General features: G+C 55.2%; 14 protein-coding genes. 7 read left to right on the top strand and 7 right to left on the bottom strand.

All coding sequences use genetic code 11. The features are described 5' to 3' along the window. Positions 1-62 precede the first annotated feature (62 nt). Complete coding sequence (gene pedF / locus KHU29_RS00830; protein ID WP_211450805.1) at positions 63-533, bottom strand: cytochrome c-550 PedF; 471 nt, start codon at positions 531-533, stop codon at positions 63-65. Positions 534-852: 319 nt separating this feature from the next. Between pedF and KHU29_RS00825 the strand changes: the two genes are divergently transcribed. Next, positions 853-2760 (top strand): sigma-54-dependent Fis family transcriptional regulator, encoded by a 1908-nt coding sequence (locus KHU29_RS00825; RefSeq protein ID WP_211451118.1) that lies wholly within the window; start codon positions 853-855, stop codon positions 2758-2760. A gap of 44 nt (positions 2761-2804) precedes the next feature. Here KHU29_RS00825 and KHU29_RS00820 read toward each other — a convergent pair whose 3' ends face one another. Further along, positions 2805-3692 carry an alpha/beta fold hydrolase gene (locus KHU29_RS00820; protein ID WP_211450804.1) on the bottom strand — a complete coding sequence of 296 codons (888 nt, stop codon included), beginning with the start codon at positions 3690-3692 and terminating at the stop codon, positions 2805-2807. A 205-nt stretch (positions 3693-3897) separates the two neighbouring features. On the opposite strand from KHU29_RS00820, the gene pqqA reads away from it, so the two are divergent. The 5 genes from pqqA to pqqE all read left to right on the top strand — a co-directional run bounded on the left by pqqA (position 3898) and on the right by pqqE (position 7136). Then, positions 3898-3972, top strand: a complete 75-nt coding sequence (gene pqqA, locus KHU29_RS00815; protein WP_139217194.1) for a pyrroloquinoline quinone precursor peptide PqqA — start codon at positions 3898-3900, stop codon at positions 3970-3972. Between the two features lie 92 nt (positions 3973-4064). Then, a complete protein-coding gene (gene pqqB, locus KHU29_RS00810) occupies positions 4065-4982 on the top strand; it encodes a pyrroloquinoline quinone biosynthesis protein PqqB (RefSeq protein WP_211450803.1) in 918 nt (305 codons plus the stop codon). After that, positions 4979-5689: a pyrroloquinoline-quinone synthase PqqC gene (gene pqqC, locus KHU29_RS00805; protein WP_211450802.1), complete on the top strand. Its 711-nt coding sequence runs from the start codon at positions 4979-4981 to the stop codon at positions 5687-5689. Before pqqB ends, pqqC begins: the two co-directional genes overlap by 4 nt. Positions 5690-5737: 48 nt before the next feature. Then, positions 5738-6001: a pyrroloquinoline quinone biosynthesis peptide chaperone PqqD gene (gene pqqD / locus KHU29_RS00800; RefSeq protein WP_211450801.1), complete on the top strand. Its 264-nt coding sequence runs from the start codon at positions 5738-5740 to the stop codon at positions 5999-6001. Beyond that, on the top strand, positions 5979-7136 hold the full coding sequence (gene pqqE, locus KHU29_RS00795) for a pyrroloquinoline quinone biosynthesis protein PqqE (protein ID WP_211450800.1): 1158 nt from the start codon (positions 5979-5981) through the stop codon (positions 7134-7136). The genes pqqD and pqqE overlap by 23 nt, the downstream gene beginning before the upstream one ends. A gap of 23 nt (positions 7137-7159) precedes the next feature. Here pqqE and acs read toward each other — a convergent pair whose 3' ends face one another. The 5 genes from acs to KHU29_RS00770 form a co-directional block, all read right to left on the bottom strand. Beyond that, positions 7160-9142 (bottom strand): acetate--CoA ligase, encoded by a 1983-nt coding sequence (gene acs, locus KHU29_RS00790; RefSeq protein WP_211450799.1) that lies wholly within the window; start codon positions 9140-9142, stop codon positions 7160-7162. Between the two features lie 118 nt (positions 9143-9260). Continuing rightward, positions 9261-10976, bottom strand: a complete 1716-nt coding sequence (locus tag KHU29_RS00785; protein ID WP_281416053.1) for a PQQ-dependent methanol/ethanol family dehydrogenase — start codon at positions 10974-10976, stop codon at positions 9261-9263. 106 nt (positions 10977-11082) lie between these two features. Next, positions 11083-11448 (bottom strand): DUF779 domain-containing protein, encoded by a 366-nt coding sequence (locus KHU29_RS00780; protein ID WP_211450797.1) that lies wholly within the window; start codon positions 11446-11448, stop codon positions 11083-11085. 78 nt (positions 11449-11526) lie between these two features. Next, positions 11527-13047, bottom strand: coding sequence for an aldehyde dehydrogenase (gene adh, locus KHU29_RS00775; protein ID WP_211450796.1), 1521 nt, complete (start codon positions 13045-13047; stop codon positions 11527-11529). A 357-nt stretch (positions 13048-13404) separates the two neighbouring features. Next, positions 13405-14544: a porin gene (locus tag KHU29_RS00770; RefSeq protein WP_211450795.1), complete on the bottom strand. Its 1140-nt coding sequence runs from the start codon at positions 14542-14544 to the stop codon at positions 13405-13407. Positions 14545-15039: 495 nt separating this feature from the next. On the opposite strand from KHU29_RS00770, the gene KHU29_RS00765 reads away from it, so the two are divergent. Continuing rightward, positions 15040-17064, top strand: coding sequence for a 4Fe-4S binding protein (locus KHU29_RS00765; RefSeq protein WP_246541315.1), 2025 nt, complete (start codon positions 15040-15042; stop codon positions 17062-17064). Positions 17065-17070 lie beyond the last annotated feature (6 nt).

Here is a 17070-nt window from a genome sequence, read left to right as displayed (position 1 = left end):
TCGGCATTCATCTGCCAGATGATCGCGCCAGCCGGATTTCAACCGGCGGCGCGGCCACTCGATTATTTAATCGCGCGCACAGTCTCAAGGTAAGCCTTGATAGACCACATCGCTTCCTGGTTCAGGATACCTTCGAACGGCGGCATGTAAACCGCGCCGTTGCGCACCTTCCCGTGACGGATGGATGTCAGGAAATATTTATCGGTTTCCTTATAGCAAGCTTGCTTTTTAGCATCCCCTTTCAGGTCGACGCAATCGCGATCCAGCAAACGCAGATCGGGAGCGATGCCACCGGATTGCGCCTGCAATCCATGGCAGCGCGCGCAATTTTCCGCGTAGCCCGAGGTGCCGATCTTTATCGCCTCTTTCTGCCCCCGATAAGGATTCTCGTCTCGCCACTCCTTGCCGAGCGCCGGCAAGGTCTTGGTGTCGATAGCTTGCGGGGTGACATCGCCATGCGCTGACGCCGTCAGGGGCATGGATGCAGCGGCCAGCAAAGCACACGCTGAAATGATGGTTCGGATGGTTTTCATACAGTCTCCTCAACAGTTTTTTAAAAGAATGAGGAGGGTTCAGCAATTGCCGTGCCAGCGGGATTTCCGCATACAACACGATTTTTCTGTCACATAACTGAACAGGTGCTACATTAATCAACAATACAAAATATAAAAATGAACACCAGCAGAGTCAGCCGGAGTTCAGCAGCAGAGTCAGCCGGAGTTCAGCAGCAGATTCAGCAGGAGACAAGTCATGTCACGATTGACAATTAAAGAAACGAATAAAAGTTCGTCCAAGGGAGGATCTACGGCTGTCGCAAACAGTGGCACGTTTTCTGCATGCGATGCGCATATGATGATAGAAGAATCCCGTCAACGTTCGATCGCCTACGGTTTGTCCGAAACGGAAAAGCCGGATTTCAGTCCCATCGCGCGGACCGACTTTTCTCTATTGCTGGAACAGAACCGCATCCTGCACGCACATGCGCTGCCGGTAATGGAAACGCTGTACGAACAAATCATCAATACGCACAACATGGTCATACTGACCGATGTCAACGGCTTGATCGTGCATACCTTGGGCGATGACGACTTCCTGGAAAAAGCCAACCGGGTTGCGTTGAAACCCGGTGTCATCTGGTCTGAAGCGAGCAAGGGAACCAATGCGATCGGCACTGCGATCGTCGAAAACCAACCGGTGCAAATCCACGCGAATGAACATTACCTGCAAGCCAATCACTTCCTGACCTGTTCCGCAGCGCCAATTTCCGATCATCAGGGCAATGTGATCGGCGTACTGGATGTAACCGGTGATCAATCCAGCTTTCACAAGCACACGATGGCGCTGGTGCGCATGTCTGCACAAATGATAGAAAATCATCTGTTTTCGACCGCATTCCAGCATTCGATCACCCTGCACTTCAACACCAGGCCGGAATTCATCGGCACACTGATGGAAGGCATCGCTTCGTTCTCGCCCAGCGGCAGTTTTCTTTCCGCAAACAAGACCGGCTTGTTCCAGCTTGGCCTGTCGCTTTCGGCACTGCAATCGCACACTTTCAGCTCCCTGTTCGGTCTGCCCATCTCGGCCTTGTTCGACCACTACCGTACGGCGATGCCGGGCCTGCTCAATCTTTGCATGCCCAGCGGCGTTCGCGTATACGGACGCGCTGAATTGAATAGCGCCAATAGCCTGTTCCAGCACTCGGCCGAGCTGGTCCGCAGCAACGACGATGACGCCAGAGACAGTGCCAGAAGCGGCAACCTTGGTTCTCCCTCCGCCCATGCCACGAACCAGAACGCCAGGCGCCTGTCCGGCCTGCGCTATCTGAACACCGGAGATCCGCAGGTCGCGGCGCTGATCGACAAGGTCAACAAGGTGTTGGGACGCGATATCCCGATTCTGGTCATGGGCGAAACAGGGACTGGCAAGGAATTGCTGGCGCAAGCGATACACAATGATTCGCCGCGTGCCAACGGCCCTTTCGTGGCCGTCAATTGCGCCTCGATTCCGGAAACGCTGATCGAGTCGGAATTGTTCGGCTACGAGGACGGCGCCTTTACCGGCGCCCGCAAAAAAGGCGCCGTCGGCAAGATTTTGCAGGGTAACGGCGGTACCCTTTTCCTGGACGAAATCGGCGATATGCCATTCAGCCTGCAAGCCCGCTTGCTGCGCGTGCTACAGGAGCGCATGGTCACGCCATTGGGCAGCACCAAGTCGATTCCTGTGAATATCGAACTGATTTGCGCGACCAATCGCAATCTGCGCGACATGATCGCCAAGGGTGAATTTCGCGAAGACCTCTACTACCGGCTCAATGGCCTGGTGGTAAGGTTGCCGCCGCTACGCGAGCGCACCGACATCGAAACGGTTGTAGAAAAAATATTGCTGGCGGAATCGGCGGGGAAAACCTATACGGTCTCGCCAGAAATCATGCAGCTGTTCAAGCAACACAACTGGCCGGGTAATTTCCGCCAGTTGACGAACCTGCTGCGCACCGCGATCGTCATGGCGGACCGCGAAAACATCATCCAGCGCCAGCACCTGCCGGACGATTTTCTTGAAGACATCGACCTGTGCCGCACCCGGAAACCTGAAGAAAGCGCGAACTGGAGGGTGTCCAACGGCGCCAATCTTGAAGAGATGGAAATCTCGGTCATCCAGCAAGCGCTTGAGTCCAATGGCGGCAATGTCTCGGCCACGGCCAAGGCGTTGGGCGTATCCCGCAACACCATTTACCGGAAACTCCCTCCCCAGAAGTAAGCTCCGAGCGTAGATTATCGACCCGGAATTACCATTCTGGCTATTCATCCCAGATCGCGGATAGCCTGCGTCAACGCTGCCTTTATCGCGGTATCTGCCGGCGTATGCGTTCCGCCATCGATCCATCGCAGCTCTGCCTGCGGCATGAACCGCCGCAAGCGCCACGCATTCTCCGGCGGGCAAATCCAGTCACCCGTGCCATGGATCAGGATAGCCGGCACCGTCGCCGCATTGCGCGCGGCACGGAACAACTCCCGTTCGCTGGTAAAACAACCCTGAGACAGGTAATGCGACTGCACCATGTATTTCGCTACAGCCGCCGGGTCGGCCTCAACTGAACCGGGTGAGGCCGGCGCTCCGGTCATCGCCTGCATCACCGCATTCTCATATCGCCGCCACTGCGTCGCGGCATCGCGTTGTTGCTCCACTGTTCCATTCTGCAACAGCGCTGTCAGGAATTGGAGCACATTGTCCTTTTGCGCTCGTCTCCATCCACTTGTCAGTTCCGCCCATGCCTCCGGCGCCAACGCCTGCAGCGACTGGAAAAACCAGGTCATTTCCCGTGGACTGGTTAGAAACACCCCACGCAACAGCAAGGCGCTCAATCGTGCCGGATGGCGCCCGGCATACAAGACTCCCAGCGCAGCGCCCCACGAGCCGCCCACGACCATCCACCGTGTAATCTGCAAGTGTTCGCGCAAGCGTTCTATATCCCCGATCAGGTCGGAGGTCCGGTTATGCGTCAGCAAAGCAGCAGGCAGGCTCCGTCCGGCTCCGCGCTGATCGAAGAGCACCACGCGCTGACGCGACAAATCGAACCAGTCCAGCATGCCCGCGTGGCAACTGCTGCCCGGGCCGCCATGTAAAACCACGGCGGCCGGCCCGTCGCCGCAACCATATTCGGCGAAATACAAGCGATGGCCATCACCCACGGACAGATATCCGTCACTCAAAGGTTCAGGAAAAGATGCAGGAGAAGATGCAGGAAAAGATGAAGGACAAGGCACAGGAAAAGCCTTCGGCATGGAACTTGCGTTTATCGACATGATTGCATCAGTTATCAAGAAGCACGATCGGCAATGCTGACATGCAATCACAAATCGTACCCGGTATTTTTCTAATTGAATGGAGACAATCATGACCTGGAGCAAACCTGAATTTTCCGACCTGCGTTTTGGCTTTGAAATCACGATGTATATCGCCAATCGTTGATCTTTAGTTGTTAAGCACCTCTGATTCAAGAGGATTGCGCGGCGACCGCGAAACGGTCACCGCGCTTCATTCCAGGCTTAATCGAAAACACAATGAAAATCATCGTATTAGGCTCTGCAGCCGGTGGCGGTTTCCCGCAGTGGAATTGCAACTGCCGTAACTGCAACGGTGTACGCAACGGCAGCATCAACGCCAGGGCGCGTACGCAATCGTCGATTGCTGTCTCATCCAACGACAGCGATTGGGTTTTGATCAACGCATCTCCAGACATCTTGACGCAAATCCGCGCCAATCCGGCTTTGCAGCCGGCACGCGGCAAACGCGATACCGGCATCGCTGCCGTGATGCTGATGGACGCGCAGATTGACCATGTCACCGGATTATTAATGCTGCGGGAAGGAAAACCGCTTCCGCTCTATTGCACCAGCGCAGTGTGGGACGACCTGACCGGTGGTTTGCCGCTGGTCCACGTGCTGTCGCACTATTGCGGCGTCCAATGGCATATGCTCGCCGTCAACCACACCGCCGCGCCGGTGGAGTTGCCGCAGATAGCAGATATCAGCTTCACGCCGCTGAGCCTTTCAAGCAAGGCGCCTCCTTACTCCCCTCATCGGGAAATGCCACAGCCTGGCGACAACCTGGGCCTGGTCATTGAGGACAGGAAGACCGGGAAAAAAGTGTTTTACGCGCCCGGTCTCGGCGAAATCGAGCCCCACGTCCTCAAGGCGATGCATGCCGCCGATTGCATTCTGGTGGACGGTACCTTCTGGACCGCCGATGAAATGATACAGCTGGGATTTTCAAAAAAAATGGCCGCCGACATGGGGCATCTTCCGCAATCCGGCAAAGGCGGAATGATAGAAGTGCTGGACGCGATTCCCGCTAAGCGCAAGGTGCTGATTCATATCAACAACACCAACCCTATCCTTGATGAAAATTCCGCTGAGCGCGAGACACTTGCGCAACATGGGATTGAGGTCGCATTTGACGGAATGGAAATCACGTTATGAGAGACGCACTGGAAAATATCATTCTGCCAGCCTGGAATCGCACCGAATTCGAAGCGCAACTGCGCGCCAAAGGAGCGGGCTATCACATCAATCACCCGTTCAACGTAAAGATGAACGAAGGCTTGCTCAGCCGCGCACAAGTATGCGGATGGATCGCCAACCGCTTCTACTATCAAATCAAGATTCCACAAAAAGATGCTGCCATCATAGCCAATTGCCCTGACCGCGAAACCCGTCGCAAATGGGTGCAACGCATACTCGATCACGACGGCTGGGATGGCAATGCCGGCGGCATCGAAGCCTGGGCGCGGCTCGGCATGGCAGCCGGCATTCCCGGCGATGAACTGTGGTCATTGCAGCATGTCGCTCCCGGTGTGCGCTTTGCGGTCGACGCCTATGTCAATTTCGCCCGCAACGCACCGTGGCAAGAAGCGGTCTGTTCGTCGCTGACTGAAATGTTCGCTCCCAAAATCCACAAGGATCGATTAGCCAACTGGCCCCAGCACTATGCATGGATCGAAGCCGACGGCTTGCAATATTTCCGCAGCCGCATCTCGCTGGCCGAGCGTGACGTCGAGCACGGCTTGCAGGTAACGCTGGAGCATTTCGTCACGCGTGCGCTGCAGGAACGTGCGCTGGAGATACTTCAATTCAAACTCGACGTGTTGTGGAGCATGCTGGACGCAATCGAAAAGGCTTATCCATAACGCATTTCCACTTCGTATTTCCTCTTTTTTTTCCATATTGGAACCAACATGAATACCCCGCCAGAAAAACCAAAATTATCCAGACTGTTTCGGCTGCAGTGGGAAGAGGCGCAAAGCGACTACGTGCTGCTCTACCCCGAAGGCATGGTGAAACTGAATCGCAGCGCTGCCGAGATCCTCAAACTCTGCAATGGCGAACGCGACATCCGCACGATCACGCACGACCTGGAACGTGCGTTCTCAGTCGCCGGATTAAAAGAAGATGTAATCGATTTCCTACGGACTGCCAATGAACGCAACTGGATTTCCTGAAAATAGCGGTCAGGCTGCCCCGCCGCCACTTTGGCTGTTAGCTGAACTGACGTATCGTTGCCCGTTGCATTGTGTGTTTTGCTACAACCCGCTCAATTACGCAGAAAACAAGAAGGAATTGAGTACCGCACAATGGATCGACGTGATGCGCCAGGCCCGCAAACTGGGTGCGGCCCAACTCGGATTTTCCGGCGGCGAGCCTTTGCTGCGTGACGATCTCGAAGACTTGATAGAGGAAGGCCGCAAGCTCGGCTACTACACCAACCTGATCACATCCGGTATCGGCCTGACGGAAACCCGGATCGCCCGGATGAGGCAACTGGGGCTTGACCACATCCAGCTGTCATTCCAGGATTCAACCAGGGAGATGAATGATTTCCTGTCCAGCACCAAGACCTTCGACCTGAAGTCGCGCGTCGCCAAACTGATCAAGGCATACGACTATCCCATGGTGCTCAATGTCGTGCTGCATCGCTACAATCTCGATCATGTCGCGCGCATTATCGATATGGCGCTCGAGATGGGAGTCGAATACCTGGAACTGGCGAATACACAATACTATGGCTGGGGCCTGGTCAATCGAGCGCATCTCCTGCCGACCCGCGAGCAAGTCGAAAAGGCGGAAGCCATCGTCAACGACTATCGCGCCCGGATCGGCAACCGGGTCAAGATCCTGTTTGTCGTTCCTGATTACTTCGAGGAACGGCCAAAAGCCTGCATGAACGGCTGGGGTTCGGTTTTTCTAGCGGTTGGCGCCGACGGCACCGCCCTGCCTTGCCATGCGGCCAGATCATTACCCGGCATGGATTTCCCGAATGTTACGCAGTACAGCCTGAACGACATCTGGCAGCATAGCGACGCCTTCAATCGTTATCGCGGCGACGACTGGATGCAGGAGCCGTGCCGTAGCTGCGACGAAAGGAAAAAGGATTTCGGCGGCTGCCGTTGCCAGGCATACGCACTCACCGGCGATGCGGCCGGCGCGGACCCGGTGTGCAGCAAGTCGCCGCATCACGACGAAGTAAAGAAGATCGTCTTGCATGCCAGGTCGCGGGATGATGCGGCGTCAACGGAAGAACCGGTCCTGTTCCGGACCGACGCCAATTCGCGCCTTTTCTTTGAGAACAAGAGCTGACGCCGGCACCGCCGGCGTCCTCCTCAGGTCACCTCTTTCAATTGCCCCAGAATAGCCGGATTCTCCAATGTCGAGATATCCTGCGTGACTTCTTCTCCCTTGGCGAGCAAACGCAACAGGCGGCGCATGATTTTGCCGGAGCGGGTTTTCGGCAGATTATCCCCGAAACGCAATTCTTTCGGCTTCGCGATCGGACCGATTTCCTTCGCCACCCAGTTACGCAGCTCGGCCGCAATCAGCTTCGCCTCGTCACCCGCAGGCCGCGATCGCTTGAGAACCACGAAGGCGCAAATCGATTCGCCCGTCGTCGCATCCGGCTTGCCGACTACCGCTGCTTCCGCCACCAACGGATGAGCGACCAGCGCCGATTCGATCTCCATCGTCCCCATCCGGTGGCCGGATACATTGAGCACATCGTCGATGCGTCCGGTAATCGTAAAGTAGCCGGTATCGACGTCGCGGATAGCGCCGTCGCCGGCCAGATACAGCTGGCCACCCAACTCTTCCGGAAAGTAACTCTTGATGAAGCGCTGCGGATCACCCCAGATATTGCGGATCATCGACGGCCACGGGCGCTTGACGACCAGGATGCCGCCTTGCCCGTCAGGGAGATCTTTGCCGGCTTCATCGACTACGCCGATCATGATGCCCGGCAGCGGCAAAGTGCACGAACCGGGCACCATGACAGTCGCACCAGGCAACGGGCTAATCATATGGCCCCCGGTTTCGGTCTGCCAAAACGTATCGACGATCGGGCATTGCTCGCGCCCGATATGCTTGTAATACCAAAGCCAGGCATCCGGATTGATCGGCTCGCCGACCGAGCCCAACAGTCGCAAGCTCGCCAAATCGTATTGTTGCGGATGCACATCCGGATTTGTGTCGGCGGCTTTAATCAGGGAGCGGATTGCCGTTGGCGCGGTATAAAATATCGTCACCTTATGTTTTTGTATCATCTGCCAGAAACGTCCTGCATCGGGATAAGTCGGCACCCCTTCAAACACGATTTCAGTCGCACCGGCAGCCAGCGGCCCGTATGCAATATAGCTATGGCCGGTCACCCATCCGATGTCGGCGGTGCACCAGAAGACGTCGGACGGCTTGAGGTCGAATGTCCACTTCATCGTCAGCGTCGCCCATAACAAAAAGCCGCCGCTTGAATGTTGCACACCCTTTGGCGTGCCTGTCGAACCTGATGTATAGAGGATGAAGAGCGGGTGTTCGGCGCTGACCCACTCCGGCTCGCACACGTCGGACTGATCTGCCATCAAATCGGCAAGCCACAGATCCCGTCCTGCGACTTGCCCTGTCATGTTTCCCGTACGGCGATGGACAATGACATTTCTGACGTCATCGCAGCCGCCCATCTCAAGCGCCTGGTCGACAATCGATTTCAGCGGCAACGATTTGCCGCCGCGTACCTGTTCATCCGACGTAATGACGGCAACCGCGCCGGCGTCTATGATGCGCTCTTGCAGCGATTTGGCCGAAAATCCCCCGAATACCACCGAATGGATGGCGCCTATGCGGGCACAGGCTTGCATCGCGGCGATGCCTTCGATCGACATTGGCATATAGATGACAACCCGGTCGCCTTTCTTGACGCCCAGCGCTTTCAGGCCATTGGCAAATTTGCAGACCTTCTGATGCAATTCCCGATAAGTGACCCCGGTCGCCTCGCCGCCATCCGCTTCGAAAATGATCGCCGTTTTATCGGCATTGCCATTGACAAGATGCCGGTCCAGGCAATTGTAGGAAACGTTCAGATGACCGTCTTCAAACCATCTGTAAAACGGCGCATCGGTTTCATCCAGTGCCTTGGTAAACGGCTTTTGCCAGATCAGGTTTTCACGCGCCAGCCGCGCCCAGAAGCCTTGATAGTCGCGCTCAGCTTCTGCGCATAGGGCGCGATACGCATCCATGCCAGAGATCGTGGCGCTTTTTACAAAATCCGCTGATGGGTGAAATTGCCTCGACGCTTGCTTTGACAGTGTAATATCGTCCATATCTATCTATATCCCGCACGTAAAAAAAAAGCTGACGACCGCAGTCGTCAGCCAAAACTGCCCAGGGAGGAGCGGAGGAGCCGACGCTATACCGCAACAGTCTGAAGGGCAGCCGTCATTACTTTGAAGACAACTTGAATACCCATACCGAGCCGCCCTGTTCCAGGAAGTTGACCTTTTTCGCCACTTCGCCACCCCACAACGGCACCGCACCACCCCATCCGGACGTCACCGCGACATACTGGGTGTCGCCATCCTTCCAGGTTACCGGCGGCGCGACAACGCCCGAACCGGTCTGGAATTTCCAGAGTTCCTTGCCGGTCTTGGCGTCGACCGCCTTCAGGAATCCTTCAGGCGTCCCGTAAAACACCAGGCCGCCCGCAGTCGTCATGACTCCACCCCATAACGGCGCGCCATTTTTGACTTCCCAGACGATCTTCCCGGTCTTGGGATCGATAGCACGCATGGCGCCGATATAGTCTTCGTTAAGCGGATGAATCGTGAAGCCGGCGCCTAGAAACGCTCCACCTTTCTTGTAGCTGACCGGCTCGTTCCAGATATCCATCCCCCACTCATTGGCCGGCACATAGAACAGCTTGGTTTGCGGGCTGTAAGCCATCGGCATTTGATTCTTGGCGCCGAGGAAAGCAGGTGCGGCAAACACGGTCGCGCCCTTCTTGCCTTCTTCACCCTTGGTAGGGTCGCCAGGACGGCCGCTTTCAATATAGTTCGGACGACCTGTTTTCAAATCGATGCCGGATGCCCAGGTAATTTTCTTGACGAACGGGAAGGCGTTTTCCAACTTGCCGTCTTTGGCGTCGATCACATAGAAAAAGCCATTGCGATCGGCTTTCCCGCCCATCCGCTTGCCATCCATGTCGAAGGTAACGAACTCATTGACGCCGTCGTAATCCCAGCCATCGTGCGGTGTAGTCTGGTAACTCCATTTGATTTTTCCAGTGTCGACATCCAGGGCCACTGTCGATGCAGAATACAGATTGTCGCCAGGACGCAGATGGCTGTTCCATGGTGCAGGATTGCCGGTGCCGAAATAAGCCAGCTTGGTAGTGGGATCATAGGTTCCACCCAGCCATGTCGCGCCGCCGCCGGTTTTCCACAAATCGCCGGGCCACGACTTGTTGACCGTGCCGGTAACGCCGTTTTCCGTGGCCTTGCCGTCCTTGTCGTACTTGTAACCCATGTGACCTTCGATCATCGGGCGGCTCCATACCAGCTGGCCGGTCCTGGGATTGCGCGCCTCGACGCGGCCTACCACGCCGAACTCACCGCCGGAGACGCCCGTCAGCAACAGTCCGTTGGCGATAAGCGGTGCTGCAGACATCGAATATCCGGCAGCATAGTCATCCACTTTTTCTTTCCAGACGATCTTGCCGGTATCCTGGTCGAGTGCAATCAGTTGCGCGTCCAGCGTCCCGAAAATGACCAGATTGTCGTATAGCGCCGCACCGCGGTTGACCACATCGCAACAAGGCATGATGCCGTCCGGCAGCCGGTGTTCGTATTTCCACAGTTTGGTTCCGGTCTTCATGTCAACCGCGTAGATGCGGGAGTACGAACCGGTGACGAACATCTTGCCGTTATAGATCAGCGGTTGCGATTCCTGCCCGCGCTGCTTCTCCCCTCCGAATGAAAAAGACCAGGCTGGAACCAGCTTGCCCACGGTCTGCGTATTAATTTGCGTCAATGGCGAAAAGCGCTGTCCTTGGGTACCCATGCCCCAGGACAAAACGTTGTTCGGCGCCTTGGCGTCGTTGGCAATCATTGCATCGGTAACACCTGCCGCGTGGGCCGAAAACGCACCGCACACCATCATCCCAACCAATGTCGCTATCAGATTTCTCTTCATGTCATCCTCCTGTTTTTTTAAAAACACTAGTTCACTGCTAATTGATGGCATCCACTCCGAAAGGTGCGGCGCCCTATACGAGTTGCATGTATTCTTCATCGGAAAATAATCTCGAACGTGTCAGGAATCGTTTCCCCGATCCGTTATCCAGCGAAAACATTCCGCCCATTCCGGCCACGACATCGATGATGAGCTGCGTGTGCTTCCAATAGCCGAACTGCTCTGCTCCCATGTAGAAGGGTTGGCCGCACAGTGTTCCGAGCAGCACATCGGTGTCGCTGATACTGAATTCGCCCAGCACGTAGCACATGGGTGAACTGCCGTCGCAACATCCTCCTGACTGGAAGAACATCAATGGTCCGTGTTGCTCGCTCAGCAACCTGATGAATTCTTCGGCAGCAGCGGTCGCAACCACACGATGAACGGTTGGCTGTGTCATATTTTCCTCACTGGACTCACTGAGATCTGCGACGCGCCCCCCGCCTGGAAGACGCGTCGACGCCAACGCAATACGCCCTTAAAAGAAACCCATCGCGTTGGGGTTATAGCTGACCAGAAGATTTTTGGTTTGCTGGTAGTGATCAAGCATCATCTTGTGGTTTTCGCGTCCAATGCCGGATTGCTTGTAGCCGCCGAATGCCGCATGCGCCGGATACAGGTGATAGCAATTGGTCCATACCCGGCCGGCTTGAATCCCGCGGCCCATGCGGAATGCGCGAGAACCGTCACGCGTCCACAACCCGGCGCCCAGGCCGTACAAGGTATCGTTGGCAATTTCCAGCGCGTCGTCTTCATCCTTGAAGGTTGTCACAGACACTACCGGGCCGAAAATCTCTTCCTGGAAGATGCGCATCTTGTTGTGGCCCTTGAAGATCGTAGGCTGCACATAGTAACCACCGCCAAAATCGCCAGTCAGATGGTTACGTTCACCGCCGATCAGGACTTGCGCGCCTTCTTGCTTGCCTATATCCATATACGACAGGATTTTTTCCAGCTGCTCTTGCGATGCCTGCGCACCGATCATCGTCGAACTGTCGAGCGGGTTGCCCTGCTTGATCGCGGCGACACGCTTGATTGCGCGTTCGATGAAACGGTCGTAGATCGATTCCTGGATCAGGACGCGCGACGGGCAAGTGCACACTTCCCCTTGGTTCAGCGCGAACATGGCAAAGCCTTCAAGACACTTGTCGAAGAATGCATCGTCCTGGTCCATCACATCGGCAAAGAAAATGTTTGGTGATTTTCCGCCCAGTTCCAGTGTCACCGGAATGATGTTTTGCGACGCGTACTGCATGATCAGGCGGCCAGTGCCGGTTTCCCCGGTGAAGGCAATCTTGGCTATACGCTTGCTGGAAGCGAGTGGCTTGCCTGCCTCCAGACCGAAACCGTTGACGATATTCAGCACGCCTGGCGGTAACAGATCTGCGATAAGTTCCACCAGGACAAGAATCGACGCCGGAGTTTGCTCGGCCGGTTTCAGTACCACGCAGTTACCTGCGGCCAGTGCCGGGGCCAGTTTCCATACCGCCATCAGGATCGGGAAATTCCACGGAATAATCTGCCCCACCACGCCCAGAGGTTCATGGAAATGGTAAGCGTAGGTCTGGTCGTCAATCGTGGCTACCGAGCCTTCCTGGGCTCGGATGCAGCCGGCAAAGTAACGGAAATGATCGATCGCCAGCGGGATATCCGCTGCCATCGTTTCACGGATTGGCTTGCCATTGTCGATCGTCTCGGCGATTGCCAGGGTTTCCAGATTGGCTTCCATGCGGTCGGCAATCTTGTTTAGGATATTCGCGCGCTCGGCAGGCGAAGTCTTGCCCCAGGCGGTCTTGGCGGCATGCGCTGCATCAAGCGCGTACTCGACATCTTCTGCAGAGGAACGGGCGATTTCGCAAAATACCTCACCCGTCACCGGTGTTACGTTTTCGAAATAAGCGCCGTTGATCGGAGGCACGAACTGACCGCCGATGAAATTATCGTAACGCTTCTTGAATGGGTTCTTGACACCGAGTTTACTAATGTCTGCGAGATTCATGTCATCCTCCGGTTAATGTGTTGTTGAATCGTGTGTTGTTGAATCAAAATTTTCGGATTGTGCATCTCCGATGCAAGAACTACTCAGCAATCGCCATGCCAGCCGCCAAAATCGCAATGCCGCAGAGGAAAAACGCCAGTTAGCGGATAAGAAGCCGACAACTGCAGAACGAACACTCCGACGGACCAGGTTGAAACTGTCATATTTTTGAACACTCGCTGAATCGACTGTTCCAAATTGTTGAAACGTATTGCTCCGGAAGCCGTCACAAGAGCGCCCGGAACATAGTGTTTTCCGGCCGCTCCCGTGGCTATCAAGATCGGCAAACCTCAAATCGAGATAGCGCCGGCATGGGCGTCAAAAGGAATGTTTGATGCCCAGTTGTACTGCTGTTGTCGTCTTTCCGGCAGTGGCGAGAAAGGCGTTGTCGTTGGCAACACCGAAGGCCGCACCGGAGGTATAGCCGCTCCCTGCATTGACGCCGGAGACCAGCGCGTAAAGGGTGGTACGCTTGGACAATGCATAGTCGTCGCTGAGTATCCATGTCCTGGAAGTATCGCTGACACCGCTCTTGTTGCTGGAGTAGTAATAAGCCAGCGTCGCGGTATTGCTTGGCGATGTCCGATAATTCAGACCCGCGCCATAAACATGGTATTGCGCCAGGCTGGCCCCTGACGCAGGGTCGCTGTTCCTGTTGTTCAGGTAGTTGGCCGTCAACGTTGCATCGCCTATCGAGTACGCGGCGCCGACGCTGTATTTCCTGGTTTGCACGCCGCTGCCGCCGAGCATGCCGGCCGGTTGCCCGCGGTCGGATTGATAGGCGGCTGACAAGGTGATCGGGCCGGTATAGGTTGCACCCAGCGAAATGACGCTGTTCGCGGAGTTATTGCCGGCAACTTCGCCCAGGCTGTATGAACCACTCAAATTGACATCGGCAATTTTTGTGCTCAGGCTGATCGCATTCGCAACAAAAACATCAATCACGGCATTCGAATTGGCGGGTGCTTTTGCGGTACCGGCATTCAAGGGATTCTGCGTCAACGCCCATGAAATCAAACCGGAAAAAGTCTCCTTCAAGCCGCGCGGATCGGTGGCGGCAAATGCCAGCACCGCAGGCGAATATTGTTTACCCAGCGTCACCGTACCGAAGCTGCTGGAAAGGCCGACATTGGCCTGGCGGCCGAACAAGCCTCCCCATTGATTGCCCGCACCGGAATTCGAAAAGAAATGACCTTCAAGATCGAAATTGGCTTTCAATCCGCCGCCCAGGTCTTCGGAACCCTTGAACCCGAAGATGCTTGGACTGACACCACCTGAGCTGAGTGCGAAAACGCTGCCGGTACCGCCAGACGGCGTTTTCTGCTTGTTGACCGCCACAATTCCCGCATCGACGACACCGTAGATAGTCACCGACGATTGTGCATGCGCTGCATCGGCTGCGGCTGCGGCGCCGAAGGCCATGAACGTCCATAGCGATTTATTCAGTATTTTTCCCACCGAGATCTCCTTTGTATATTTGATTTTTTCTACGCATCAACATGTGGATGCAACAGCCAATGGGCAAAATGCATGCCAGTGGAGTTCTCGCATTGCCATGTGAAATTTTTCGGGCCGCAACAGCGCTCGCCGCTGCCATAGGAAAGACGTCGGGTTCAGGAATGAAATACCGCGTTTTCTGAAACTGTATTTCACCCGACTGAGGGCGTCGGATTCAATCAGCAAACATCTCAAACGGCGCCGATCCGGGGCAATCGCATAGGACATGACCTGTGTAAATTAGGATCAACGGTGCAACAACCTGTTCAAATTTTGATCGCTCGAATGATCCTCCGAGCAAAGCACCGCCTGGCAAACAAGGTAACAAGATGGCACGTTAGTTGCTCGCATTGAGCACCTATACCCAATCTATCAAGGCCATGCATGCGTCACTGGATACCCGGGATCTTGATGTTTATCGCATCCTGTTGGCTGTCAGCCAGTCAGGCGGGTGTCATGACGCACGACGAACTGGCCAGGCGCTTTCCGCCGCCAATGATCGTCGGTGAAAAGGATGCCGGCATACAGATTTGGCCCATCTTCAAACAAAATGCCACCGCCAACGAACTGGTCGGCTATGTATTTGAATCCATCGACCTGGCCCCCATCCCCGGTTTCTCAGGGATACCGATCAATTTGCTGATCGCGCTCGATCCCAAGGGTAATTTTCTGGAAGTCAAAGTCATCTCCCATCACGAGCCGGTGTTCCTCGACGGACTGGGCGAAACCCCGATGTTTCAGTTTGTGGGTCAATACAAGGGATTGTCGTTGAACCAAAACATCAAGATAGGAGCGCATGGCAGCAAGGCCACTGCTGCAAATGCCTATCTGGATGGCGTCACCAAGGCCACGGCGTCGGTACGCATCATCAATCAGAGCGTACTCAGTTCAGCCTTGAAGGTGGCGCGCAAGAAGCTCGGTTTTGCCGAGGGCCGGGATCCGGATTTGATTGCCAGAATCAAAACGGCCTTGTTCGAGGCTAACAGTGTGAAAGACTTGATCGACCAGGGATTGATCAAGCACGTGATACTGCGCAACAAAGACATCGAGAAACAATTTTCAGGCACGCCTGGAGCAGAACTTGACCCCGAAGCACTGCAACAACCGGATGCACCCTTCGTCGATCTGTACATGGCCTATGTTTCCATTCCAAGCATAGGCCGCAATCTTCTGAGTCCGGCAAGCTGGCAAAAACTGGAAAACCGCCTGGAACCGGGTGACCACGCAATTCTGGTCCTGTCCCAGGGACGCTACGACATCGTCGGCGAAGACTTCATCCCTGGCTCGATCCCAGACCGCCTGGTATTAAAGCAAGACAGATTGCCGATTGAAATGCGCGATTTGAATCTTGATATGTCACTGAAAAATAGTGACGCGCTGCCGCATCCACAGTCGATGAAAGTGTTCCGTATCATGAGCCAGTCCGGATTGGATCCATCCCGGCCTTTCGATTTTTCGCTGCCGGTTACCCGCAGCAAGGGCATCATCTATCCTGAGCGAATCACAAAGGATTTCTCGTTCAACACCCAATTGCCATCCCGTTTTTATACCGCCGCAGAAAGCGACAACAAGTCCTGGGTTGGCATCTGGAAAAGCCGATGGTATGAACTTGCGGCGTTGATCATTGGCCTCGCTGTGCTGGCTATCGCCTTGAGCAGGCAAAAATCCCTGACCGAAAACGACAAGCGCTTCATCTGGTTCAGACGTGGTTTTTTGTTGTTTACACTATTTTTCATCGGCTGGTACTCGCAGGGGCAATTGTCGATCGTTAATATCACCGGCTTGATTCAAGCGTCGCTCGCCGGACGTAGTCTCAATTTTTTCCTGTACGACCCGATGACAGTCCTGCTCTGGGGATTCGTCGCAGTTTCACTAGTGGTATGGGGGCGCGGCACATTTTGCGGCTGGCTGTGTCCATTCGGCGCACTGCAAGAATTTACCGGCAAGTTGGGGCGCGCCCTGAAGATCCCGCAATTGAAAATCAAGGCGAAAACCGATGCACGGCTGAAACGCGTCAAATATGCTCTGCTTGCCGGCATAGTGGCCAGCAGTTTCTTTTCAAGCAATATCACCGACGCATTGGTTGAAATCGAACCGTTCAAGACCGCGATCACCCTCAATTTCATGCGTTCGTGGCCCTACGTCGCCTATGCCGTCGGTTTACTGCTTGCCAGCACCTTCATCTACAAATTCTTTTGTCGATATCTCTGCCCTTTCGGCGCCGGCCTCGCCGTGCTCGGGCGTTTCAGGGTGCTCGACTGGATACCGCGGCGCAAGGATTGCGGCAAACCCTGCCAGACCTGTCGTCACAGGTGCGATTACCAGGCAATTGAAGCTAGCGGAAAAATCGACTACCAGGAATGTTTTCAGTGCATGGATTGCGTCGTCATTTATGCCAGCGATGAAAAATGCGCACCGCTCATCCTGGAAAAGAAAAGGGCTAAATTTATTCCAGTGACAGCGTTGCCGGTCATCGACTAAAGGATT

It is taken from the genome of Collimonas antrihumi (assembly GCF_018304965.1).
Lineage (GTDB): Bacteria > Pseudomonadota > Gammaproteobacteria > Burkholderiales > Burkholderiaceae_D > Collimonas > Collimonas antrihumi.
Note: the sequence above shows the minus strand (reverse complement) of the source record. Positions and strands in the feature narration are given on the sequence as shown.